We start from the raw sequence: 23,802 nt of genomic DNA, 5'->3' as shown, positions 1-23,802 counted from the left end.
GCAATGATCTCTTTATCGGTGTTAATCAGTGTTATCAGCATGCTATTTCTTGAACAAACCTAATGGAATTACTAAACCAAATACCCGGACCGGTTGTGTTGTTGATCGGATTTCTCGCCGGTATTGTATCGGTGCTGCTATTCAATCTTCGAGAGAAAAAAAACAATCAGCAAATGCTAACTCGCCTAGCCGTCGCGGAGGAAAAACTTAAAATTCTCGATGCCAAGGAGAGCGAATGCGATCATTTACAACAACAGTTACTCAGAACTAAAACTGCGAATGCCGACCTGCATGCCCGGCTCGAAGAACAAGGTAAAAGCGCTTCGGAAAAACTGCTATTGCTGCAGCAAGCCGAGCAACAACTCAAAACCCAATTCGAAAATCTGGCCGCCAAAATTTTCGAGGAACGCGGCAAGCAATTCGCCGAACATAATAAAACCGCGCTCGATCATATCGTTGCCCCACTTCGGCAGCAGCTCGGAGATTTCAAGACTCGCATCGAGAATATCTACGACAACGAAACCAAAGACCGCATTTCTCTTCGCCAGGAAATCATCTCGTTACGCCGCGATACCGAAAAAATGAACCAGGAAGCATTGAATTTGACCCGTGCGCTCAAAGGCAGCAAGAAAACACAGGGCAATTGGGGAGAAATGATTCTGGAAAAAGTTCTGGAGCAATCCGGTTTGCGCAAAGGCGTAGAATACGAGACCCAAGGCGCATTCAGGGATCATGATAACCGCTTGTTCAAGCCCGATGTGATCGTTCGTTTACCGGAAAATAAGGATGTCGTGATCGACTCGAAAGTATCGCTCCTGGCGTATGAAAAATATTGTTCGACCGAGGACGACCAAGAGCGCGAAGCGGCGCTTAAGGCGCATGTGCAAGCCGTGCGCGAACACATTAAAGGTTTGAGCGGTAAAGACTATTCCGACTTGAAGGGCCTGCGTTCTCTCGATTTCGTGCTGTTGTTCATGCCGATCGAAGCGGCATTCATGGCTGCATTTCAGGCTGATGAAAAACTGTTCAATGATGCCTTCGAACACAAAATCGTCGTAGTCACGCCGACCACGTTACTGGCTACGCTTCGCACCGTCGACAATATTTGGCGCTATGAACGACAGAACGAAAACGCGCGCGCGATCGCCGACAAAGCCGGAGCACTGTACGATAAAATCAGGGGGTTTGTCGAAGACTTCGAAAAGCTTGGCAGGCAACTTGCGACAGTCGGGCAAACATACGACGGCATCATGAATAAATTGACGACCGGAAACGGCAACCTGATTCGGCAGGCCGGTAGCTTCGTCGATCTCGGTGTAAAAGTGAAAAAGGAATTTCCGAAGTCGATTGCGGACCGAGCGGGCATAGAGCAGGTAGATGAGTCAAATGTATCAAACTAGACTTTGTGTGTGGTAAGGATTTGGTTATATATCCATCTTGGATGAAAATTCGGCGCCGGAGTGCCCGTCAAAGGACGTCGTTAACCCTGCGCCTAAATTATCCAAGATAGTTAACCATAGCCAATGGGCTATGGAATTTAGGTGCTGGGTGAATACGTCCATGTAGGCCCTTTGCCAGCTCCATGCTGGCAAAGCCTTTGCCGCACACCCTGGCGCCTCCTCAGGCACTGGCGAAATTTGAAGTGCGAAAGGTATATTTATCGCGAAATCCTAAGCAGGCTAAAGTAGCGTTACTCTCTGGCAGACTGATAATTTTCAACGAATGCTTTCAGTCCTTCCTGGACCAAGTCATAAGTTTTATCAATATTATCAGCAATGCTTCCTCCCAGTACGTTGAGTCCTTGCAAAATATTGCGAGCTTCACCGAAGCCTTTGTCGATGCCTTTGCCGATCAGTTCGACGAACGATTCCAATGCTTCTTCGATACTGAGGTCGCTGTGATTAGCGTGATAACGCTCGAAAAAAGCGGTGCTCATTTGCACGATGCGCCCGGCGGTGGCTTCCGGAGAAACATCCACGCCATCTTCGTAAGCTTTTTGAATGGCATTGTCGCCGAAATCGGCTTTGAGCGCGTCATTAATGCCTTCGAGCGCGGTCTTGAATAATAGAGCCATCGGCTCGTTACCGGCGCTTAAACTGACATCGAGCGAAGTTTGCAAGATCGAACGGTTTAATTCGGTTTTGGCTTCAGCAGCCGAGGTTTCGGATTTTTTAGCTTGAGCTAATTCGGATATTTTTTGCCCGAATGGCCCTTCGCTTTTATGGGAAGGGTCTTTGGCCATGGAACTTACCGTCTGGCCGAACGGTTCTGTTTTGATCTCCATTATTAGCCTCGAAGTTAAGATTTGTTAAAGTGTTATCCACTTATTGTAGCGGCCGTGGTTTTCAAATCTTTAGTTTGAAAAGAGTGAGGCTTTAACGTTACATCTAAATTCGGCAGTTAACCATGACGCACATGAAGGATTTCAAGAAAATACCTAAACATTCTCCATTCTCGCCAACCTATTCGGTGTGCGAAAGTTTTATGCAAATCTACAGCAACTTATTGAATTAACTTATTATTCATGGTTAATCGCTTTTCCTAGGTTAAAGGCTTCCGAATATTTGGTGATCGATCAGATCGCATAAGCAGTGACTAATCAATAAGTGCGTTTCTCGGATCCGGCTGTCGTTACTGGAGGGGACCCGGATCTCAATATCCGAGGTATTTAAGATAGGTGCCAGCATACCGCCATCATGCCCGGTCAATGCGATCACCGATATATTTTTGTCGTGTGCGGCGGTAACGGCTTTGAGAATATTGGCCGGGTTGCCGTTACTGGAAAAGACCAGCAAGATATCTTCGCTTTGGCCAAGGGCCTTGACTTGTTTGGCGAAGATGTCGTCGAAATGGTAATCCGCAGCAATCGAGGTAATAACGGCGGTGTCGGCAGTCAACGCAATTGCCGGTAAGGCCGGGCGCTCGCGTTCCAGGCGGTTTAGCATCGCCGCCGAAAACTGTCCGGCATTTGCGGCACAAGCGCCGTTACCGCAGACTAGGATTTTGTTGTCGTTTAATATCGCCGTCACTAGTTTTTGTGAGGCGAATCCAATCGTTTCGCCGAGACCGGCCAAAGTATCTTGTAGAGTTTGTAGGCTTTCGTTGAAATGCAGGGTAATTCGTTCTTGTAACATGATGGAAGTGGTCAAGTTAAAAAGGCGTTTTTTATCCAATCGATATTGGCGTTGCCGGAAACGGCAACAACGTCGAAGCGTATCGGACAAGGCGACGGGTGTCGTGATAAATAGAACCGTGTGGCGGCAATGATGCGCGATTGTTTTCGCGGGGTGACGCTTTCCAAAGCACTGCCGAAACGGTCGGATTTACGGTAGCGGACTTCGATAATTACCAGCGCTTCGCCGTCTTTCATGATCAAATCCAGTTCTCCCAAACGGCAGCGAAAGTTACGGGCCACCGGTTGCAGGCCTTGCTCGATAAGAAAGCGGTGAGCTTTCTCCTCGGCAGATTCGCCGCTGACCAGGTGTTTGGCTTTGAATGGATTTAACAAATGCTGTCCTCAATACGAGTCGTCGTTCGGAACCGCGATGCTTTGGTAGCTCTCGGACGTGCTTTGAACAAAACCGATGACCTTAGGTACTCCTTGATTGAATTTGGCGCAAACCAAATTTCTTTTGATTCGGCCGTCCCTCGTCAGCAACAAGTTGCCTGTCGCGCCATGATATTGAACGCTGCTTAGTTTACCAAGATGCGGAACCAGATTATAGGCGTCGATACCCATTGCCATTAAACGTAAATAAACGCTGGGGAATTGTTGCCAAGTGCTGCGTAAGGCATTAATACTTAATTCGCCTTGGTAAACATTGTCGAATAGCCAAGGAATGTCGCAAAACGTTATCGTGTTCAAGTCCGTGTCCAGCTGAGGATTAGGCAAACCGCTATAAATATGGGGTGTGGCATAAATCGGCAAGTGCTGGGCATGAAAAAAACGCAATTGCGGATTAATCGAGCGCGCCGCCGTTTCATAGGCATTCAGAAAAATGACATCGGCATCGCGTCGGATTCTCGGGACGAAAACGGCTGTTGGTAAGAATTGTCGGATTTTTTGATAACGCTGATTGCTTTCATCCAAATTCAATAGTTTTTTAATCGGTTCGGAAAAATCGGTCTGATTGGCTTGATAAGTTTGAATTTCCAGCAGGTTTGCGTCGGCTTTATTCCAGAAATCCCGGATGTATTCGCCGATTCTTAAGCCTTGCTCGGTATCGGGGATCAATAACAATGCGTTTTGTCGACCGTCGAACCAGGCAAGGCTAGCGATTTGTTCGGCGTCGTCGATTGGGCTGAGTCCGAATTGGTAAAGATTGGCTTTGTTTATTTCCGGAACATGATTTAGTGCAAGAACCGGAATACTCAAATCAGATGATGCCGCTAGGTTTTCAATGTCGGGTTTGCTGAGCGGGCCGATGACCATTTCCGCGCCCTCGGCAATAGCCTGATGATAAAGCACCGGTAGTGGGCTTTGGTCGCTGTCGTAAAAACGAAGATCGGGTTTGGTTTCATTGCGATCCTGATAATAGGCGGCCATGATGCCCTCGCGAATGGCTTTTCCTGCGCGTCCGATAGGGCCTGTTTCGGGTAAAAACACGGCGATTTTGCCCGGTTGTTTGAAAGCATGCGCCGATTGAGCCAAGTAGCCTTGCAGAAATGCCGAGTCAGCGGGGTGATGAGGATAGTTTTGCCGCCATTGATCCAATGCGGTATCCAACAGAGCGCGATTATGTTGGTTGGTTTTGAGTAATTGCGCTAACGCCATCCATCCGGATAAGACATTGGTGCTTTCGGGGCTTGTTTGTTCCAGCGTCCCTACGGGTAGCAAGCTTAAGGTCTCAAGAATTGCGGCATGATTGGCCGGTTGTTGCGCGGGCGGCAGCAAATGGCTCAATTCGACTCTCGAAGCAGCGCTTTTTTTCAGTTCGCCGGTCAACGAATAGGCAAAGGCACGGGATTGATGGAATTTGATTTGATCGGAGCGCGGTAGTTGCAGCGGTTTGACTAGATTTAGTCTAGCGCTTGCTTGTTCCGCATCGCCGAAGCTGAGATCGATTTGCGCGTAATAAAGATTAAGCTGGTTGCGTTGCAACAAAGTAAGGTTATCCGGGTTGATTGCGTCGGCATAGTGTTTAGCGGTATCGCTATCGCCGGATTGGATTAACGATTCGATCGTAAATAAGCGTAATTGGTCTTGAAACTCGGATTGCTCGTCGGCAATGCGTCGATAAACTTGCGCGGCTTTGGCGGGTTGGCCTTGATCCATGAAGGCTTTAGCCGTGTGAGCGTCCGCCGGAAAAGACGGTTCATGGTCTTGGGGGGGCATGCACCCTGCGAGAAAAGTGCAAAGCAGCAAAAATGGCGAATGAAAATGGCGACTCATAGAAGGGTATACCTTTAAAATAGATCGGTTTAATCAGATGAGAGAATCCAATGTCTAGTCAATGCGGCAAATTATACGTGGTTGCCACGCCGATAGGTAATTTAGCGGATTTTAGTTTCCGGGCCGTCGACGTGTTAAAGGAAGTCGATTTGATTGCCGCGGAAGATACTCGACATGTCAGAATGCTATTACAGCATTACGGTATTGCCAACCGCTTAGTCTCATTGCATCAGCACAACGAAGAAACGGCTTCGGCCGGATTGCTCGAAAAAATTCGCGGAGGTCTCGATATTGCGTTGGTTTCGGATGCAGGTACGCCGCTATTGAGCGATCCCGGTATGCCTTTGGTACGCATGGCCAAAGATGCCGGCATCGAGGTTTCACCGATTCCGGGTGCTTGCGCTTTGATTGCAGCCTTGTCTGCTGCAGGTTTACCTGTGAGTCGGTTTATTTTCGAAGGTTTCTTGCCACGGACTTCGTCATCACGTAAGACATTTTTTAAAGAGCGGTTGAATTGCGAGTCGACTTGGGTTTTTTATGAGTCCAGTCATCGAATTTTAGATGCATTGAAGGATATGTCGGAAATCTTGCAGGCCGACAGGCAGTTGGTAATTGCGAGGGAAATTACTAAATTACACGAAACGATCGTCAAGCGCCGTTTGGACGAGATGCTGGAATTGGTTGAAAGCGACGAAAACATGCGCAAAGGCGAATTCGTCGTGATTGTCGAAGGCGCCGTCATCGACAAAAATAATCAAGCATTGAGTGCCGAACATTTATCGGTATTAAAGATTCTTTTAAATGAATGTTCTGTCAAGACAGCCGCGTCTTTAGCCGCTGAAATTACCGGGGCTAAGAAGAAGGTGCTGTATCAGGCGGCTTTGGAGATGATGGGCAAGGTGAAAGGTTAAAGGTTAAAGGTGAAAGAGGAAAGAGGAAAGAGGAAAGAGGAAAGAGGAAAGAGGAAAGAGGAAAGAGGAAAGAGGAAAGAGGAAAGAGGAAAGAGGAAAGAGGAAATTTTGGCTTGACAAATGGATTAAATGTCGCATTATTTCACCGCTCACCGCAAATTAATTTTCCGACATGTTTTTAATTCGCGTATAATTTCCGCCGAGAGTCGGCCGGACAGTCGCTGTTTTGCCTTAGGGTAGAAGAGAGGAAAGTCCGGGCTCCATTGGGCAGAGTGCCAGGTAATGCCTGGGAGGCGCGAGTCTACGGAAAGTGCCACAGAAAATATACCGCCCCTTACCTAGATCTTAATTCTAGGTAAGGGGTAAGGGTGAAATGGTGCGGTAAGAGCGCACCGCGCGGCTGGCAACAGGCGTGGCAGGGTAAACCCCACTCGGAGCAAGATCAAATAGGGGAACAGACGCGTGGCCCGCGCGGTTCCCGGGTAGATCGCTCGAGCCGTAAGGTGACTTGCGGCCTAGATGAATGACTGTTCGCGACAGAACCCGGCTTACAGGCCGACTCTTTTCTATTAGCGATTACCGAGTTTTTGCGCATTTGCAGAAAAGATCGGCGCATCCCCCCCTTTAATCTGATTGCCGTTAATTCTCTAACAATCGGCGATTCAGATTGTCTTAGTCCGCAGCGGCTATGTTATTTTCAAAGTCCATAATACTTCTTTTCTCTTCTTTTCAGTGCGAGACAAAGCCTATTTTCATGTCTTTAATATTGAAAACCGGGTTCAGCGCTCTTTGTTGCCGATTAAGTTTTACGGTGGCAGCAAGTCCTTTGCAGCATTTGTCGGATTGGATTTGCTTAATCCTAAGATGGTTCTGATTCGACGCTTTGTTATTAAGTAATAGTTTTCTTTAGCATTATTAATTAACGTTTTGATAAAACGAATAAATTATTTTTCCGGCTGTGCCCTGTTCAAAGCGTTTTGTTCTGTTTTCATAAGTCATTGTCTTGTCGAAAATAATTAAATTCAAATCGATCTTGACTAAGGTCTGATTGAAATCTATAGTGAACAAAAGTGGTGTAAAGTGGAAAAAAAGGGAATTTTTTGGCGAGCCGGGGCTTATCTTGTTAAGAGGCATCAATCCAATCAACCTTGACGCGAAAGGGCGTTTTGCTATTCCGACTAAATATCGGGAGGAGTTGTTGGAAAGTTGTGATCGGCAATTAATCGTCACGGTTGCAGTCGATGAGCATTGCGTCGGCGAGAACGGCTGTTTGTGGCTCTATCCCTTGCCGGAATGGGAAAAGGTCGAGCAGGCCATTCTTAAGAAGCCGACTTTAAATAAAATGTTGACCAAGCTTAAGCGGTTTTTGATCGGTAACGCGACAGAATGCGAAATGGATATGCAAGGCCGTATATTATTGCCGGAGAAACTGAGAACTTTTGCAAGCATGGACAAGAAGATTATGTTGGTTGGACAATTGAATAAATTTGAAATATGGAATGAGGAGGCATGGAATGCCAAGGAAGCCGAATGGATGAATAGCGACGATACCGAAGGTCTCGAAGAGTTAGGATCTTTGTATTTTTAACTCGACTGCAACATTTGGCTGGCGCAAGTAATTGAAACTTAATGGTAATATTCGATATCGTAATTCATGGTCACTACAAATTGTTAAGGCTGGGTTAATACGGGAGATTTATTAAATGGAGCATTCGCCCGTATTATTTTCGGAGGCGTTGCAAGCTCTTGCCATTAAAACCGATGGCATTTATATCGATTGTACGTTTGGGCGTGGCGGACACAGTCGGGGGATTTTGAATCGTTTAGGTCCTTCCGGCCGCTTACTCGCCTTAGACCGGGACGCAGATGCGATTCAGTCGGAATGGGCACGAGAAATAGCGAGCGATAAGCGTTTTAGCCTGCATCATGCATGCTTTTCGTCGTTACAAGCTATCGCCGAGCAGGAGCATGTGCAAGGGCGGGTGGATGGCCTGCTAATGGACTTAGGTGTTTCGTCGCCGCAATTGGATACCCCCGAACGGGGGTTTAGTTTTTTATATGACGGCCCTTTGGATATGCGTATGGACCATCGCTCGGGTTTGTCTGCAGCGCAATGGTTGGCCGAAGTCGATGAGCGTGATTTGGTTCAAGTGTTATTCGAATTCGGCGAAGAGCGTTTTGCACGTCGAATTGCTCGCGCCATTGTCGAACAACGCCGGGAGCAACCGCTATCGACGACGCGGCAACTTGCCGAGCTAATTGTAAACAGCGTGCCTGTTAGAGAAAAGCATAAACACCCTGCAACACGGACATTTCAAGCAATTCGGATTGCAGTCAATCGAGAACTCGAAGAGTTGAAAAGTGGTTTGGAACAGGCGGTCGATGTATTGAAACCCGGAGGACGGCTGGTTGTGATCTCGTTTCATTCATTGGAGGATCGAATCGCCAAACGCTTTATCCGAGCGGAGTCGGGTGCCAAGTACGATCCAGGCAGATTGCCGATTATGGAATCTGAGATAAAGAAGGGGATTTTGCGCAAAGTCGGCAAGGCGATTAAAGCCGGTGTAGACGAGGTAGCGAAAAATCCACGGTCAAGAAGCGCAATCATGCGCGTGGCGGAGCGGTTGTGACGGAAACCAGGAGCGCTATTTTATCCTTGGCAGGTTTGTTGCTGTTATTACTGGGATCCGCACTGGGGGTCATTTACAGTAAGTATCAGTCACGATTGCTGTTTGTCGAAATACAGCAACAAGAACGCGAGCTGGATCGATACGAAGTGGAGTGGGGGCAATTACAGTTGGAGTTGACGACATTAGCGGAAGAAAATCGAGTCGAACAAATTGCTCGGGATAAGCTAAAACTGGTCATGCCGGAACGAGACAAAATTATTTATTTAAAACCTTAGATGCACGGTTTTTCAACGCGTAAAAAAAAGGGGAAGCCGGAAACGGACTTTACCGTCAGACGTAAAGTGTTACTGGTTTTTATGCTTGGAGCGATGGGCTTGCTGGCTGTTCGGGCCTTCGATCTGCAAGTATTGAGAAAGCAATTTCTCAAACAGCAGGGCGACATGCGTCATGTCAGTTCGGTATCGGTGTCTGCTTATCGAGGCATGATACTGGACCGAAACGGAGAGCCATTGGCGATTAGCACCCCGGTTCAATCGATTTGGGTCAATCCGCAAGAACTCGCGGGTGCCGAACAGGCTGATATCAGACAAATGGAAAAGCTTCTCGATTTGCCTGATAGGAAAATTAACAACTTGATCGTGCCAGGTACTAAGCGGCGTTTTGTTTATGTCAAACGGCGCATCAATCCGCATTTGGCTGCGCAAGTAAAAGCATTAGATGTCCCAGGTGTTTATTTCGAGCGGGAATTTAAACGCTATTATCCGGCGGGTCCGGTATCGGCTCATTTGGTCGGGTTTACGAATGTTGACGATGTCGGCCAAGAAGGTATTGAGCTTGCCTATGACTCAGTACTGAGAGGGACGGCCGGGAGCAAGCGGGTTATTCGCGACGGCAAAAGGCAAATTATCGGTGATGTCGAGGCGATCTCCGCACCGATCGATGGGCGGAATGTACAATTAAGTATCGACGAGCGCATTCAATATTTGGCTTATCGAGAATTGCAGTCGGCAGTGCTAGAACACCGAGCGAAAGCAGCGGCATTGGTTGTCTTAGACGCAAAAACCGGTGAGGTGCTGGCCGATGCTAACCATCCTGCGTTCAATCCAAATACCCGAACGCATCTCAAGGGCAGTGCTTTTAGGAATCGAGCGATTACCGATGTTTTCGAACCGGGGTCGACGGTCAAGCCCTTTGTTATCGCTGCGGCGCTCGACGGCGGTTACATCAAGCCTGACTTAAAAATCGAAACGAATGGAATATACCGAATTGGCAGAAATGTTGTCAGGGACGTGCATAACTACGGCACGCTCGATTTAACGCATGTCTTGAAAAAATCAAGCAATGTTGCAACCAGCATTGTCGCACTGGAGATGCCTCCGGACTATTTTTGGGGCATTTACAATCAATTAGGATTCGGCAACGCGGCGGGTATCGGTTTTCCAGGGGAAGCAAGTGGTAGCGTGCTGGATTACCAACGCTGGAATCAATTCGCGCAGGCGACCTTATCGTTCGGCTACGGTATGAATGCTTCGGTGCTTCAACTGGCAAGGGCTTATACGGCTTTGGCCGATAACGGCGTGCTGCATTCGGTTAGTTTATTGAAACGCGATCGTGACCCCGAAGCCAAACGCGTGTTTTCCGAGAAAACGGCCCAGTCGATTAGAACCATGCTGGAACAAGTCGTGTTGAAAGACGGCACTGCCTATCAGGCTAGGGTCGATGGCTATCGAGTCGCCGGCAAAACTGGAACGGCTAAAAAAGCCGGCGAAGGCGGTTATAAAGAAAAAAAATATTTATCGATTTTTGTCGGTATGGCACCGGCTAGCGATCCGCGCGTCGTGATCGCGGTGATGGTGGATGAACCCTCGGCTGGTGCTTATTATGGAGGTGCGGTGGCAGGTCCCGTATTTTCCAAAGTTATGGCCGGTGCGCTGAGAATACTCGATGTCGCGCCGGACCAAGAAGAAACCATGCCGGTTTTGATCAGTAAAACCCCGGATCTCGTAGCGCAATGAAATTAGCAGAACTGCTCTTGGGCCATGCAAGGACCGGAGCGGATATCATCGTTCGAGGGTTATCTCTGAATAGCCGGGATATTAAACCGGGCGACGTGTTCATCGCCGTGCAAGGCGCTAGGCAGCATGGCTTGGCGCATGTTCGCCAAGCTCTCGAACTCGGGGCAAGTGCGGTGCTCTATGAGTCTCGTGGGGCGAACGAATGGTTAGGCGGCGGTCTGAGTGATGTGCCATTTATCGCGGTCGAAGATTTGAATATGAAGTTGGGAGCGATCGCAAGCCGATTCTATGGCGAGCCGTCCGGTCGATTGCATGTGATTGGCATAACCGGCACTAACGGAAAAACGTCGTGCAGCCAGTTTTTAGCTCAAGCCCTGGATCGATGCGGGATTATCGGTACCTTAGGCTGGGGAGTTTCGGGCCATTTACACCAAACGATCAATACGACCCCGGATGCATTGGCGATTCAATGCATGTTGGCGAAATTGTTCGACGACCGACTGACAGCGGTTGCGATGGAAGTTTCCTCGCATGGCTTAGAGCAGGGACGAGTGAACGCTATCCGTTTTCAAGGGGTTGTTTATACGAATATCAGTCGCGACCATTTGGACTATCACGGCTCGATGGAGCGGTATGTTCAAGCCAAATTAAGGTTGTTGGCAATGCCTGGTGTGAAATTTGCCGTGATCAATTTGGATGATGCCTACAGTCAGCAAGTGCTGGCAGCGGTTCCCGACGGTGTAATCGTATGGGCCGGCACTCTCCGAGGCAAAACCTTACCCTATGGCGAATCGGTTCTCGGCGATTCGCTTCGTCAGACATTATCAGGAATCGAGCTTAACTTGAGCTGGCGGGATCGACAAAAAAAAGTTTGTATCCCTTTATTTGGTGAATTCAACGCGGAAAATGCGTTAACGGTTTTTGCCACGTTATTGGCTTCCGGCATCGATTTTGATGAAGCGGCTATCAAAATCGAACGCTTACAAGCGATCCCAGGGCGCATGGAACGTTATGGTGGCGGCAATGAGCCATGGGTTTTTGTCGACTATGCCCATACGCCGGATGCTCTTGAAAAAGTATTGAAGGGACTTCGTAAGCAATGCGAAAAACAATTGACGGTCGTATTCGGCTGCGGCGGCGATCGGGATGAGGGCAAGCGGTCGCAAATGGGCCGTATTGCGCAAAAGTGGGCGGACCGGGTTATTTTGACCGATGACAACCCGCGCGGAGAAGCGCCGGAAATGATTGTCGAAGCCATTATGGAAGGCTGTCGGTCGGGCGGCATTTCCGTCATCCATGACAGGGCGCTGGCGATACAGACAGCGATTAGCGAGGCCGGCTCCGGTGATTGTGTGTTGATCGCGGGTAAAGGCCATGAAGAATATCAAGAAGTAAAAGGCCGAAAGATACCTTTTAGCGATAGAGAGACCGTAATAAAAGCACTGAGGTTAGTCGGGCAATGAAGTTAATGTTGAGCGAAATCGCGGATTATGTCGGCGGAGTTCTGTTCGGCGAGGATAAGGTCGTCACGGGAGTCAGTATTGACACGCGTACCATCGAAACGGGCAATCTCTATTGCGCGATCAAAGGCGAGCGATTCGATGGCAATGATTTTGTCGGTGATGCCGAGCAGGCAGGAGCAGTCGCGGCGATCTTAAGTCGTAAGGTCGAGGTGACGATGCCGATTGTTGTAGTGTCCGATACTCGCCTGGCTCTGGCTGAATTGGCCGGTTTTTGGCGGAACAGGCAAGCTGCACAAGTGGTTGGCATTACCGGCAGCAACGGCAAAACCACGGTCAAAGAAATGACCGCTGCGATATTGGGGATTCAAGGCCCGGTTCTTTATACCCAAGGCAATCTGAACAACGACATCGGTGTGCCGTTGACCTTAATGAAGATGGGCGCCGAGCATCGCTATGCGGTGATCGAGATGGGCGCGAACCATGCCGGTGAAATTGCCTATACCAGTCGGTATGCCAGGCCGCAGGTGACGATTATTAGCAATGTCGGCCCCGCGCATTTAGAAGGTTTCGGCAGTGTCGACGGCATCGCTCGAGCGAAAGGCGAAATTATCGGCTCTCTCGGTTCGGACGGGACAGCGGTGTTGAATCATGACGATACCTATTTCGATTATTGGCAAGAGCAGGCAGGAACACGCAAGGTATTGTCGTTCGGGCTAAAACCAGGCGCCGATATTCGCGCCGAAAACATCGTAACGCGTATCGAAAACGGCGAATTTGCGACAGCTTTCGAATGGATTCAAGGTGCGGTGCGTTATCCGATGCGGCTCAAATTGGCCGGCCGGCATAATGTACTGAATGCCTTGGCCGCAGGTGCCGCCGCTACCGCATTGGGTTTTGAGCCGATGACGATCAAGCAAGGACTGGAAAAGGTCCAGCCGGTTACCGGGCGGTTACAGCCGCTGGCCGGGCGTCAGGGCAATATCGTGATCGATGATACCTACAACGCTAACTCGGCATCGCTGAAGGCGGGGCTCGATGTGTTGATCGAATGCGGCGGTGAGCCCTGGGTGGTTTTGGGCGCCTTTGGCGAACTGGGACCCGAAAGCGCGAAAATACACCGCGAAATGGGTGACGCCATGAAAACGATTGGCGTAAAAAGGCTGTTCGCGACCGGAGCCGACGCTCGGAATACCGTGCAGTCTTTTGGCGAAGGAGGCATTTTTTACGAAACGCAAGATGAATTAACAGAAGCTTTGAAGCGCGAAATGAACGGTCATGAAACCCTACTCGTGAAAGGGTCGAGAGCTCAGCGCATGGAACGTGTGGTCGGAGCCATCGTAGAGAATTACAGGAAATAGCATGTTACTTTATTTAACCGAATATTTGATGACGCTCGATAGTGCGTTTCGGGTGTTTCAATATTTGACGATGCGGGCCATTTTGGGTGCGCTCACTGCGTTGATTATTTCGCTGGTGATCGGGCCGTTCATGATCAAAAAATTGACCAGAAGAAAAATCGGTCAATGTGTGCGCACGGATGGGCCTAAAACGCATTTCGACAAAGCCGGAACGCCGACGATGGGCGGTGCGTTGATACTGGTTGCGGTCGGCATTAGTACCTTGCTGTGGAGCAACCTCGACAACCGTTATGTCTGGGTGATTTTTATCGTTACGATGGGCTTCGGCATCATCGGTTTTGTCGACGATTATAAAAAAGTCATGCTGGGTAATAGCGACGGGTTGTCGGCGAGGGCCAAATATTTTTGGCAATCGCTAATCGGAATGAGTGCCGCCGTCTATTTGTTTGTCACGGCAAGCACACCGGCCGAGACTCAGTTCATCGTGCCGTTTTTCAAAGATGTCGGTATCGAAATGGGCTGGCTATATATTGTTATGACTTATTTTGTCATCGTCGGAAGCAGCAATGCGGTGAATTTGACCGATGGCTTGGACGGCTTGGCGATCATGCCGACTATCATGGTGGCGGCAGGCCTGGGGATATTCGCCTATTTGTCTGGCCATGTCGAGTTTGCGAAATATTTAGCTATACCGTTTTTGCCGAATTCGGGCGAATTGATCGTGTTTTGCGCAGCATTAATCGGCGCCGGGCTAGGTTTCTTGTGGTTCAACACCTATCCGGCCATGGTGTTCATGGGCGATGTCGGCGCACTGTCGCTGGGTGCGGCGCTGGGTGTCTTGGCGGTGCTGGTTAGACAGGAAATTGTTTTGGTGATTATGGGCGGCGTATTCGTGATGGAAACCCTGTCGGTGATTATACAAGTCGCATCATTCAAAATGACCGGTAAACGGGTGTTTCGCATGGCGCCGCTTCATCATCACTTTGAATTGAAAGGTTGGCCGGAGCCGCGCGTTATTGTCAGATTTTGGATCGTGACCTTTATTTTAGTGTTAATCGGTTTGTCGACTTTGAAGTTGAGATGACGATGAATGTAGTCAATACAGCCACGGCATTATCCGAAAAGTTTGGTCTGGATTCGGCCAATTCCAGAGTGCTGGTAGTCGGAGCCGGCGAAACGGGGTTATCGGTCGCTCGCTTCTTAGATGCACAAGGGATACGCTTTGCCATCGTCGACAGCCGGGCAAAGCCGCCGCTGCTCGACAAGCTATTGGAAAACCTGCCCGATGCAGCAGTGTTTACCGGCGGTTTCGATGCCGATGCTTTTAAAGTGGCGACTCATTTGATTGTCAGCCCCGGCGTGTCGCTTAGAGAAGATTCGATCGTCAAGGCGCATGCGCAAGGCGCTAAAATCATCGGCGATATCGATTTGTTGGCGGCCTGTGCAGCGGCGCCGATCGTCGCGATTACCGGATCGAACGGTAAAAGTACTGTAACGACCATGCTCGGCGCAATGGCTAAGGAAGCCGGAAAAAAAACGGCAGTCGGCGGTAACCTGGGAACGCCGGCGTTGGACTTATTGGCGCCGGACATCGAACTTTATATTTTGGAATTATCCAGTTTTCAATTGGAACGTACCGAGATACTGAATGCTTCTGCGGCGACAGTGTTGAATATATCGCCGGATCATTTGGACCGATATGACAATGTCGCTGAATATGCTCGGGAAAAACAAAAAATATTTCGGGGCACCGGCGCTATGGTTTTGAATGCCGATGATCCCTTGGTTATCGATATGGCCGTGCCGGGTCGGAAGATTTCGACGTTTTCAATCAATAGCGAGGCGGAATTCCATTTGGCTTGGGATGGCCATAAAGGATATTTGATGCAGAATCACAAGCGGTTGATGATGCTGGACGAGTTGCCGCTTGAAGGACTGCATAATGCCGCGAATGCATTGGCGGCAATAGCGTTGGGTACGGCGATCGGTTTGGACGAACAATCGATGTGCAAAGCATTAAAAAAATTTAAAGGTTTAGAGCATCGCATGCAGCGAGTTGCCGTTAAAAACGGCATCACTTGGGTTAACGATTCAAAGGCAACGAATATCGGTGCTTGCGTTGCCGCATTGGAAGGTTATACCCGTCAGGTGATTTTGATAGCAGGTGGCGATGCAAAGGGCGCGGACATGAACGAATTAGTCCCGGCGATCCAACGCAAGGCAAAAAGCGTGATCCTAATGGGCAAGGACGGGCCTTTAATCGAGCAAGCATTGAATGGCAGCGTGCCCATTTATAAAGCTGAAAATGTCGCCCGGGCAGTGAAAATTGCTGCCGAAATTGCCGATGAAGGCGATACCGTATTGCTTTCTCCGGCTTGCGCGAGTCTCGATCAATATAAAAGCTATAAAGAACGCGGCGAAAAATTTGCGACCGCAGTTATGGAGCTAAATGCATGAGCCTTCAGATAGCGCCAATTAAAGCCGGCCGGTTTTATTTCGATCCGTTATTGCTTGCTGTAATTACGGGATTATTGCTCATCGGTTATGTGATGGTGTCGTCTTCTTCGTTGCACTTGGGCGCGAAGCTGGACAACAACAGCCTACTTTATCCGACCAAGCAGATGATCCATATCGGGCTGGGTTTGGTGTTGGCGGCGGGTGTTTTTACCGTGCCGCTCAGAAAATGGGAGCAATGGGGGCCGAATTTATTCGTATTCGGTCTGGGTTTGTTGGTATTGGTATTGATACCGGGGCTTGGCGTCAGGGTCAATGGTGCGGTTCGATGGTTGTCGATAGGCGGATTCCGTATCCAGGTTTCGGAAGTCGTAAAATTGATTTCGGTCATTTATATGGCGAGTTATGTCACGCGTTACGAGGACTCGGTTAGAAACTCCTCGTTCGGCTTGCTTAAGCCATTGTTATTGTTCACGGTCGCATGCGTATTGTTGCTGATGGAGCCCGATTTCGGCTCGGCAGTCGTGATTCTGATTATTGCCTTGGGCGTGATGTTTTTGGCTGGCGCCCGTTTATGGCAATTCGGCATCTTATTGGCCTCGGTTTTAGCGATAGCTGCGATGCTGGTGATTGTTTCGCCCTATCGTCTACGGCGAGTGATCAGTTTTTTGGATCCCTGGGCTGATCCGCAGGACACCGGTTTTCAATTGGTTCAGGCGTTGATATCGTTTGGGCGGGGCGAGTGGTTTGGTGTAGGACTCGGTAGCGGGATTCAAAAATTGTTTTATTTGCCCGAGGCGCATACCGATTTTTTGTTTTCGGTGATTGCCGAGGAATTGGGTTTATTGGGTGTCGTCACGGTCATTGTACTATTCGCACTATTGGTTTGGCGCGCCATTGATATCGGCGCTAAAGCCGAAGCGGTCGGCAACAAATTCGCGGCATTCATTGCCTACGGAATCGGGATTTGGTTCGGCTTCCAGTCGTTCATCAATATGGGCGTCAACATGGGTATGTTGCCGACTAAGGGTTTAACTTTGCCTCTGATGAGTTACGGGGGCGGCAGTATGATCGTGATGTGTTGTGCGGTGGCAATATTGTGTCGAGTCAATAGCGAAGTTCAGGAAATGACTGCAAGCCAGCCTAAAAGGAGGCCGGTTTGGGCGCGCGTATCTTAATCATGGCCGGTGGAACCGGCGGGCATGTGTTTCCGGCACTGGCGGTAGCCAATTATCTTGCCGAACAAGGCTGGCAAATGAGTTGGCTCGGTACAAAAGGCGGCTTGGAAAGCCGCGTCGTTCCGGCGCACAAAATTGACATCGATTGGCTGTCGGTGGCAGGTGTTCGCGGCAAAGGGCTATTCTCGAAAATCAAGGCCGTATTGTTGTTGATAAAAGCCTGCGGGCAAGCGTGGCGGATTTTGCGCCGCCGCAAGCCGGATGTCGTTTTGGGTATGGGCGGCTTTGTCTCGGGGCCGGGGGGGTTAATGGCTAAATTAATGGGCATTCCTCTGGTGATTCATGAACAAAACCGAGTGCCGGGTACGACTAACCGCTTGTTAGCCAAATGGGCTAACCGAGTGCTGGAAGCGTTTCCAGGAAGCTTCGATAAAAAAATAAATGCATTATGGAGCGGCAATCCGCTACGTAAAGAATTGATAGGGATTCCTGAAAAAAAAGAGCATCAGCCCGGAGATGCGGTCAGGTTGCTGGTTATCGGCGGTAGTCAGGGGGCGCAGGTGCTGAATCAAGTCGTTCCGGATGCGGTTGCGGTCGTGAGCGGATTGAAAGTCAGGCATCAAACAGGCGAAATCATGCGTACTCAAGTCGAACAGCGTTATCAAGAATTAGGCGTCGATGCGGAAGTATCCGCATTTATCGAAGATATGGCAGAGGCTTACCGATGGGCCGATATCGCGGTGTGCCGGGCCGGGGCAATGACGGTCAGCGAATTGGCTGCAGCCGGTATTCCGGCTGTGTTGATTCCATTACCGCATGCGATCGACGATCATCAAAACGCGAATGCGCGCTATTTGGCCGATGTCGGAGGCGCCATGATTCTACCGCAAAAAGATTTATCGCCCGAAACTTTGGCCGAGCGAATCAAGGACGTGGTCGAGCGTTTGGCTGAAATGGGCAAGAAAACGAGAGCCTGCGCCAAGCTGGATGCGACAGAGGCTGTGGCATTGTGTTGTCAAGCGGAGGTCGGACGATGAATCTTCCTAGAGTCAAAATGCCGACCAAGGCCTTAGGTAACATTGATCGCATTCATTTCGTCGGTATCGGCGGTACCGGTATGAGTGGAATTGCCGAAGTTTTATCGAACTTAGGCTACCAGGTTTCAGGATCGGATCTTAAGGAAAGCGCTGCTACCAAAAGATTGGTTGAACTAGGTGTTAGCGTCACTATCGGACATCGCCGAGAGAATATCAGCGATGCCGATGTGGTTGTCGTTTCGTCGGCAGTCGACCGTAGCAATGCGGAAATCGACGAAGCCGTTATTAAGCGAATCCCGGTTATTCCGCGCGCCGAAATGCTTGCCGAATTAATGCGTTTCCGTTTCGGCATTGCTGTCGCCGGAACGCATGGAAAGACGACGACGACCAGTTTGATCGCGAGCATCCTAGCCGAAGCCGGCCTGGATCCGACTTTCGTAATTGGCGGACGGTTGAACAGTGCAGGCGCGAATGCCAAGCTCGGACAAGGACATTATTTGGTTGCCGAAGCCGATGAAAGCGATGCTTCGTTTTTATTTTTACAGCCGATGATGGCGGTCGTGACCAATATCGATCAGGACCATATGGCGACCTATCAAGGCAGCTATAGCAATTTAAAAGATACTTTCATCAAGTTCATTCATCAATTGCCGTTTTACGGATTGGCGGTGATGTGTATCGATGATGAGGGTGTTCGAGAAGTGTTGTCGCAGATGTCCAAACCCTTCAAGACTTACGGAGTTGATAAACAAGCAGATGTTCGGGCCGTTGAGGTCGTTCAAGACGGTATGTTTACGAGCTTCATAGTATTGCGTGCCGGAGGCTACGAACCGCTTAAGGTAACCTTGAATATGCCGGGTTGGCATAACATGCTCAATGCATTGGCGGCGATTGCGATCGCGACGGCTTTGGATGTCGACGACGCGGCCATTGTTAAAAGCCTGCAAGCATTTAAAGGTGTTGGAAGACGGTTTCAAATACATGGTGATTTGCCGATCGATAAGGGCAGATTAACGATGGTCGACGATTACGGGCATCATCCACGCGAAATTGCAGCGACGTTGGAAGCTGTGCGACAGGCATGGCCGAATCGGCGGGAAGTCATTGTCTTTCAACCGCATCGCTATACCCGCACTCGGGATTTGTTCGAGGATTTCGTACAAGTGCTGTCGAGCGTCGATGTCTTGATCTTGCTCGATGTTTATCCGGCAGGAGAAGCTCCGATTACCGGTGCCGACGGGCGGGCCTTGAGTCGCGCGATCAGGGTTAGAGGGCAAGTTGATCCTGTTTTCGTCGAAGACTTGGAAGAGCTACCGGAAATATTGGCAGGCATTTTACAAGCCGGCGACGTATTGCTGACAATGGGGGCAGGCAATGTCGGACAAATTGCCACCGACTTGCCGGAGCAATTGGCGGCAGCGCTGGAACATCGTTGATCGTAGACCCCGTGATGAAAACAGGTGGCCAAGATATGATGAAAAACGCAATCATTGAGCGATGAAATCAGTGCGTGATGAAATAAAGGGGCGGTTACTTGCTCATGAAAAATTAGCCAAATATACCAGTTGGCGGGTAGGCGGCGAGGCCGACTGGATGTTTATACCGCAGGATAAACAAGACCTGATCAATTTTATAAAGTCGCAGCATGGCAGAGAGCCGCTTTTTTGGTTGGGTCTAGGCAGTAATTTGTTGGTTAGGGATGGCGGTATTCGCGGGACGGTCATCAATACGCGTAACCGACTGAAGCGCATGAGTAAAAAAGATGGATCTATCGTATATGTCGAAGCCGGCGTTCCTTGTGCATTAATCGCCAGATATTGCGGCGAACAAGGCATGGTTGGCGCCGAATTCCTAGCGGGTATTCCCGGCACTCTCGGCGGTGCGTTGAAAATGAACGCGGGGGCTTTTGGCGGTGAGACCTGGGCTATCGTTGACAGCGTTGAAACGGTTGATGCGTTCGGACAAATTAGACAACGAAACCGCCCGGATTACGACATAGCCTATCGTTCGGTATCGGGTCCGGCGCAAGAATGGTTTTTGTCCGCCGAGTTGAGACTGGAACCGGGGGATGTGGCCGAGAGCCAGCAAAAAATAAAGATATTGTTGGAACGACGCAATCAGACACAACCGACCAACCAGCCGAGTTGCGGCTCGGTATTCAAAAATCCGCCGGGCGATTTTGCCGCTCGGCTGATAGAAGCATGCGGATTGAAGGGCTACCGTATTGGAGGCGCCGAAGTATCGGCCAAGCACGCTAACTTCATCGTCAATACAGGCGGTGCAAACGCGGCGGATATCGAAACGTTGATCGGTTATGTCCAAGACACCGTGGAAACAATGCAGGGGATAAGATTGCTAACAGAAGTTTGTGTGGTGGGTGAATCTTTATGAAGCCGACTCAAATAAAACAACCCGAACAATTCGGGCGCGTGGCCGTGCTCATGGGAGGTACGGCAGCCGAGCGTGAAATTTCATTGATCAGTGGCGCGGCGGTGTTTCAGGCATTGAAAAGCCAAGGTTTAGATGTTGAGGTCGTCGATGTCACCGGCAGTGCAATTGATGCACTGACCGGCGTCAAAGCGGACCGTGTCTTCAATATTATTCACGGCCGCGGTGGCGAGGATGGTGTGTTACAAGGCGTTTTAGAAGCGATGCGATTGCCTTATACGGGTAGCGGCGTATTAGCTTCAGCCTTAAGTATGGATAAACTGCGCACAAAACTATGTTGGCAGGGCTTAGGCTTGCCGACACCGAAATGGTTTTTATTGAAAAGCGAAAACGATGCGCAGGCTTGCATAGAAAAGCTTGGCTTACCGCTTATCGTTAAGCCGGCTTTGGAAGGGTCCAGCATCGGCATGAGCAAGGCGAATAGCTTAACGGAATTGATTGAAGCTTTTCGTCTGGCTATGCAATCCGGGTGCGATGTCTATGCCGAGGCCTGGGTTAGCGGCAACGAATATACGATCGCGGTATTAAACGGGGAAGCGCTGCCTGTTATTCGCCTCGAAACGCCGAATGTGTTTTACGATTTCGAAGCGAAATATAGAGCGAATACCACTCGCTATCATTGTCCATGCGGGCTAGATGCAGAGACGGAACAGCGTCTTCAAGCATTGGCGGTGTCGGCTTGCGAGGCGCTGGCGGTCGAGGGTTGGGCGCGGGTTGATGCGTTCATCGATAATTCCGGTCAGACACAATTGATTGAAGTCAATACCGTGCCCGGCATGACCGATCACAGCTTAGTGCCGATGGCCGCCAAACAGGCAGGAATAAGCTTTGAGGAATTGGTATGGCGAATTCTCGAAACGAGTTACGGATAAGGAATCATGCGAGGTTCCGGAATTATAGCGAGTGCCTTGATATTGATAGGCATAACGTGGGTCGTATGGAGTAATCTGAAAAATTACGAAGCGCATGCTACTGCCATCAAATACGTAAGAACGGAAGGGGTTTTTCAATATATTAGCAAAAGCGAAGTGAAGGAAATATTGTTGCCTCTGGTAAAGACGGGTTTTTTTTCCGCCGATATCGAGGCGATCAAGGAAGCGGTCGAACAAATGCCTTGGGTCGATAAAGTCAGCGTCAAAAGAGTTTGGCCCGATGCGATTGATATAAAAGTATATGAGCAGGCAGCTGTAGCACGCTGGGGGAAGATCGGCTTACTCAATGCTCGCGGAGAGGTGTTTATTCCGGCGAATGTCGATCGCTTCGATCATTTACCGATGTTGGTGGGGCCTTCAGGGCAGCAGCAAAAAGTACTGGAGATTATGAAAGGCATCAGCACAACGTTAGCCGATCGGGCCTTAGGATTAAGCGAATTCGTTATTGATGAAAGGCGATCATGGCGGATTCTGTTAAGTAATGGAACGGAGGTTTTGCTGGGCAGGAAGGAGCAACTTAAAAGTTTTCAGCGATTTTTGAAAACACTGCAATTGTTTGGGCCGGAGCAAATCGATGCGATGGCCAAAGTCGATTTAAGATATCCGAACGGATATACCGTGTTGTGGAAGCCGGAAGCTAAAGCAATAGACTGGAAAAAAATGGCCGCCGAGCGGCGACAGTCCTAACAGACGAAGATAAGAGCGTTGTAAGAGTTTATATAATGGCAAAAAAATCAGATCGAAATGTAGTAGTCGGGCTTGATATAGGAACCTCCAAAGTCGCGGCTATTGTCGGCGAATATACGGACGGCGGCGAGATGGAAGTTATTGGTATCGGATGTACGGTATCAAGAGGCTTGAAAAAAGGTGTCGTGGTCAATCTGGAATCGACCGTGCAGTCGATTAGGCGAGCTGTCGAGGAAGCTGAGCTGATGGCCGGTTGTCAAATTACCTCGGTATTTGCCGGAATCGCCGGCGGCCATATTCGCAGTCTCAATTCGCACGGTATCGTTGCCATAAAGGAAAAAGAAGTTACGCAATACGATATCGATCGAGTGATAGATTCGGCACGAGCGGTTGCGATTCCGGCCGATCAGAAAATCTTGCATATTTTGCCGCAAGAATTTGTGATCGATCTGCAAGACGGTATCAAAGAGCCGATCGGAATGTCGGGTATTCGACTCGAAGCGAAAGTCCATATGGTGACCGGCAGCGCCAGCGCCGCGCAAAACATCATCAAATGCATACGCCGCTGCGGGCTCGAAGTCGACGATATCGTTTTGGAGCAGCTGGCGTCTTGTAATTCGGTGTTAACCGAAGATGAAAAGGATTTAGGGGTCTGTTTGATCGATATCGGAGGCGGCACGACCGATATCGCGGTATTCGCAAACGGCGCGATTAAGCATACGGCTGTGATTCCGATAGCCGGCGACCAGGTGACTAACGATATCGCGGTAGCCCTGAGAACGCCGACCCAAAACGCCGAACAAATCAAGCAGAAATACGCCTGCGCATTGACGCAATTAGCGAATACCGAACAGTTAATTGAAGTGCCGAGTATCGGGGATCGAGCTCCGCGTAAAATATCGGTGCAAAATCTCGCGGAAATTATCGAGCCGCGTTATGAAGAATTGATGCTGCTGGTGCAAGCGGAATTAAGACGTAGCGGATACGAAGAAATGATAGCTGCAGGCATCGTGGTGACGGGAGGGAGCTCGAAAGTAACGGGATTGATAGAGTTGGCCGAGGAGATTTTTCATATGCCGGTTCGCATGGGGGTGCCACAACATGTTTCGGGATTGACCGATGCGGTGAAAAACCCCGTTCATTCCACAGGGGTTGGATTGTTGCTCTATGGGAAAGAGCATAGAGGAAGTTTTGAAGGGCTCGATGTCGAAAACACCGGGTTCATCGGCAAGATAAAGAAATGGTTTCAGGGTAATTTTTAAGAACTAAAAAATTGTGATTTTGTAAGGGGAATCGA

At 49.5% G+C, this 23,802-nt stretch carries 21 protein-coding genes and 1 other RNA gene; 18 read left to right on the top strand and 4 right to left on the bottom strand.

The annotated features are described in order from the left end of the window. Positions 1-62: 62 nt before the first annotated feature. Positions 63-1,400 (top strand): DNA recombination protein RmuC, encoded by a 1,338-nt coding sequence (locus MEALZ_RS17730; protein WP_014150030.1) that lies wholly within the window; start codon positions 63-65, stop codon positions 1,398-1,400. A gap of 290 nt (positions 1,401-1,690) precedes the next feature. On the opposite strand, the gene MEALZ_RS17725 is transcribed toward MEALZ_RS17730, so the two are convergent. The 4 genes from MEALZ_RS17725 to MEALZ_RS17710 form a co-directional block, all read right to left on the bottom strand. Beyond that, positions 1,691-2,284 carry a DUF5610 domain-containing protein gene (locus tag MEALZ_RS17725; RefSeq protein ID WP_014150029.1) on the bottom strand — a complete coding sequence of 198 codons (594 nt, stop codon included), beginning with the start codon at positions 2,282-2,284 and terminating at the stop codon, positions 1,691-1,693. A 262-nt stretch (positions 2,285-2,546) separates the two neighbouring features. Further along, positions 2,547-3,134 carry an SIS domain-containing protein gene (locus MEALZ_RS17720; protein ID WP_198482309.1) on the bottom strand — a complete coding sequence of 196 codons (588 nt, stop codon included), beginning with the start codon at positions 3,132-3,134 and terminating at the stop codon, positions 2,547-2,549. A gap of 11 nt (positions 3,135-3,145) precedes the next feature. Then, positions 3,146-3,508 (bottom strand): YraN family protein, encoded by a 363-nt coding sequence (locus tag MEALZ_RS17715; RefSeq protein WP_014150027.1) that lies wholly within the window; start codon positions 3,506-3,508, stop codon positions 3,146-3,148. Positions 3,509-3,517: 9 nt separating this feature from the next. Further along, complete coding sequence (locus MEALZ_RS17710; RefSeq protein WP_223842327.1) at positions 3,518-5,335, bottom strand: penicillin-binding protein activator; 1,818 nt, start codon at positions 5,333-5,335, stop codon at positions 3,518-3,520. Between the two features lie 107 nt (positions 5,336-5,442). Here MEALZ_RS17710 and rsmI point away from each other — a divergent pair, with 107 nt between their 5' ends. The 17 genes from rsmI (at position 5,443) to ftsA (ending at position 23,767) form a co-directional block, all read left to right on the top strand. Further along, positions 5,443-6,303: a 16S rRNA (cytidine(1402)-2'-O)-methyltransferase gene (gene rsmI, locus MEALZ_RS17705; protein WP_014150025.1), complete on the top strand. Its 861-nt coding sequence runs from the start codon at positions 5,443-5,445 to the stop codon at positions 6,301-6,303. A gap of 202 nt (positions 6,304-6,505) precedes the next feature. After that, positions 6,506-6,870, top strand: an RNA gene (gene rnpB, locus MEALZ_RS21100) — RNase P RNA component class A. 553 nt (positions 6,871-7,423) lie between these two features. Then, positions 7,424-7,891 (top strand): division/cell wall cluster transcriptional repressor MraZ, encoded by a 468-nt coding sequence (gene mraZ / locus MEALZ_RS17700; protein WP_046061673.1) that lies wholly within the window; start codon positions 7,424-7,426, stop codon positions 7,889-7,891. A 115-nt stretch (positions 7,892-8,006) separates the two neighbouring features. After that, positions 8,007-8,933 (top strand): 16S rRNA (cytosine(1402)-N(4))-methyltransferase RsmH, encoded by a 927-nt coding sequence (gene rsmH, locus MEALZ_RS17695; protein ID WP_014150022.1) that lies wholly within the window; start codon positions 8,007-8,009, stop codon positions 8,931-8,933. Continuing rightward, complete coding sequence (ftsL, locus tag MEALZ_RS17690; protein ID WP_014150021.1) at positions 8,930-9,208, top strand: cell division protein FtsL; 279 nt, start codon at positions 8,930-8,932, stop codon at positions 9,206-9,208. Before rsmH ends, ftsL begins: the two co-directional genes overlap by 4 nt. After that, complete coding sequence (locus tag MEALZ_RS17685) at positions 9,209-10,948, top strand: peptidoglycan D,D-transpeptidase FtsI family protein (RefSeq protein WP_014150020.1); 1,740 nt, start codon at positions 9,209-9,211, stop codon at positions 10,946-10,948. Then, positions 10,945-12,411: a UDP-N-acetylmuramoyl-L-alanyl-D-glutamate--2,6-diaminopimelate ligase gene (locus MEALZ_RS17680; protein WP_014150019.1), complete on the top strand. Its 1,467-nt coding sequence runs from the start codon at positions 10,945-10,947 to the stop codon at positions 12,409-12,411. Before MEALZ_RS17685 ends, MEALZ_RS17680 begins: the two co-directional genes overlap by 4 nt. Beyond that, on the top strand, positions 12,408-13,769 hold the full coding sequence (locus MEALZ_RS17675) for a UDP-N-acetylmuramoyl-tripeptide--D-alanyl-D-alanine ligase (RefSeq protein WP_014150018.1): 1,362 nt from the start codon (positions 12,408-12,410) through the stop codon (positions 13,767-13,769). The genes MEALZ_RS17680 and MEALZ_RS17675 overlap by 4 nt, the downstream gene beginning before the upstream one ends. A 1-nt stretch (position 13,770) precedes the next feature. Continuing rightward, complete coding sequence (gene mraY / locus MEALZ_RS17670; protein WP_014150017.1) at positions 13,771-14,853, top strand: phospho-N-acetylmuramoyl-pentapeptide-transferase; 1,083 nt, start codon at positions 13,771-13,773, stop codon at positions 14,851-14,853. After that, positions 14,850-16,226 carry a UDP-N-acetylmuramoyl-L-alanine--D-glutamate ligase gene (gene murD, locus MEALZ_RS17665; RefSeq protein WP_014150016.1) on the top strand — a complete coding sequence of 459 codons (1,377 nt, stop codon included), beginning with the start codon at positions 14,850-14,852 and terminating at the stop codon, positions 16,224-16,226. Before mraY ends, murD begins: the two co-directional genes overlap by 4 nt. Beyond that, on the top strand, positions 16,223-17,401 hold the full coding sequence (ftsW, locus tag MEALZ_RS17660; protein ID WP_014150015.1) for a putative lipid II flippase FtsW: 1,179 nt from the start codon (positions 16,223-16,225) through the stop codon (positions 17,399-17,401). Before murD ends, ftsW begins: the two co-directional genes overlap by 4 nt. Continuing rightward, complete coding sequence (gene murG, locus MEALZ_RS17655; RefSeq protein ID WP_014150014.1) at positions 17,383-18,438, top strand: undecaprenyldiphospho-muramoylpentapeptide beta-N-acetylglucosaminyltransferase; 1,056 nt, start codon at positions 17,383-17,385, stop codon at positions 18,436-18,438. The genes ftsW and murG overlap by 19 nt, the downstream gene beginning before the upstream one ends. Next, positions 18,435-19,874: a UDP-N-acetylmuramate--L-alanine ligase gene (murC, locus tag MEALZ_RS17650; RefSeq protein WP_014150013.1), complete on the top strand. Its 1,440-nt coding sequence runs from the start codon at positions 18,435-18,437 to the stop codon at positions 19,872-19,874. The genes murG and murC overlap by 4 nt, the downstream gene beginning before the upstream one ends. A gap of 61 nt (positions 19,875-19,935) precedes the next feature. Continuing rightward, positions 19,936-20,829: a UDP-N-acetylmuramate dehydrogenase gene (murB, locus tag MEALZ_RS17645; protein ID WP_014150012.1), complete on the top strand. Its 894-nt coding sequence runs from the start codon at positions 19,936-19,938 to the stop codon at positions 20,827-20,829. Further along, positions 20,826-21,758, top strand: a complete 933-nt coding sequence (locus MEALZ_RS17640) for a D-alanine--D-alanine ligase (RefSeq protein WP_014150011.1) — start codon at positions 20,826-20,828, stop codon at positions 21,756-21,758. Before murB ends, MEALZ_RS17640 begins: the two co-directional genes overlap by 4 nt. Positions 21,759-21,764: 6 nt before the next feature. Next, positions 21,765-22,505, top strand: coding sequence for a cell division protein FtsQ/DivIB (locus tag MEALZ_RS17635; protein ID WP_014150010.1), 741 nt, complete (start codon positions 21,765-21,767; stop codon positions 22,503-22,505). Positions 22,506-22,540: 35 nt separating this feature from the next. Further along, a complete protein-coding gene (gene ftsA / locus MEALZ_RS17630) occupies positions 22,541-23,767 on the top strand; it encodes a cell division protein FtsA (protein ID WP_014150009.1) in 1,227 nt (408 codons plus the stop codon). Positions 23,768-23,802 lie beyond the last annotated feature (35 nt).

The sequence above is a fragment of the Methylotuvimicrobium alcaliphilum 20Z genome (assembly GCF_000968535.2).
Classification (GTDB): domain Bacteria; phylum Pseudomonadota; class Gammaproteobacteria; order Methylococcales; family Methylomonadaceae; genus Methylotuvimicrobium; species Methylotuvimicrobium alcaliphilum.
Note: the sequence above shows the minus strand (reverse complement) of the source record. Positions and strands in the feature narration are given on the sequence as shown.

Excerpts from the sequence above, each read along its gene's own strand:
- MEALZ_RS17730 (WP_014150030.1), top strand. The coding sequence starts at position 63 with ATGGAATTACTAAACCAAATACCCGGACCGGTTGTGTTGTTGATCGGA.
- MEALZ_RS17725 (WP_014150029.1), bottom strand. The coding sequence starts at position 2,284 with ATGGAGATCAAAACAGAACCGTTCGGCCAGACGGTAAGTTCCATGGCC.
- MEALZ_RS17720 (WP_198482309.1), bottom strand. The coding sequence starts at position 3,134 with ATGTTACAAGAACGAATTACCCTGCATTTCAACGAAAGCCTACAAACT.
- MEALZ_RS17710 (WP_223842327.1), bottom strand. The coding sequence starts at position 5,335 with ATGCCCCCCCAAGACCATGAACCGTCTTTTCCGGCGGACGCTCACACG.
- rsmI (WP_014150025.1), top strand. The coding sequence starts at position 5,443 with ATGTCTAGTCAATGCGGCAAATTATACGTGGTTGCCACGCCGATAGGT.
- rsmH (WP_014150022.1), top strand. The coding sequence starts at position 8,007 with ATGGAGCATTCGCCCGTATTATTTTCGGAGGCGTTGCAAGCTCTTGCC.
- MEALZ_RS17685 (WP_014150020.1), top strand. The coding sequence starts at position 9,209 with ATGCACGGTTTTTCAACGCGTAAAAAAAAGGGGAAGCCGGAAACGGAC.
- MEALZ_RS17680 (WP_014150019.1), top strand. The coding sequence starts at position 10,945 with ATGAAATTAGCAGAACTGCTCTTGGGCCATGCAAGGACCGGAGCGGAT.
- MEALZ_RS17675 (WP_014150018.1), top strand. The coding sequence starts at position 12,408 with ATGAAGTTAATGTTGAGCGAAATCGCGGATTATGTCGGCGGAGTTCTG.
- mraY (WP_014150017.1), top strand. The coding sequence starts at position 13,771 with ATGTTACTTTATTTAACCGAATATTTGATGACGCTCGATAGTGCGTTT.
- murD (WP_014150016.1), top strand. The coding sequence starts at position 14,850 with ATGACGATGAATGTAGTCAATACAGCCACGGCATTATCCGAAAAGTTT.
- ftsW (WP_014150015.1), top strand. The coding sequence starts at position 16,223 with ATGAGCCTTCAGATAGCGCCAATTAAAGCCGGCCGGTTTTATTTCGAT.
- murC (WP_014150013.1), top strand. The coding sequence starts at position 18,435 with ATGAATCTTCCTAGAGTCAAAATGCCGACCAAGGCCTTAGGTAACATT.
- murB (WP_014150012.1), top strand. The coding sequence starts at position 19,936 with ATGAAATCAGTGCGTGATGAAATAAAGGGGCGGTTACTTGCTCATGAA.
- MEALZ_RS17640 (WP_014150011.1), top strand. The coding sequence starts at position 20,826 with ATGAAGCCGACTCAAATAAAACAACCCGAACAATTCGGGCGCGTGGCC.
- MEALZ_RS17635 (WP_014150010.1), top strand. The coding sequence starts at position 21,765 with ATGCGAGGTTCCGGAATTATAGCGAGTGCCTTGATATTGATAGGCATA.
- ftsA (WP_014150009.1), top strand. The coding sequence starts at position 22,541 with ATGGCAAAAAAATCAGATCGAAATGTAGTAGTCGGGCTTGATATAGGA.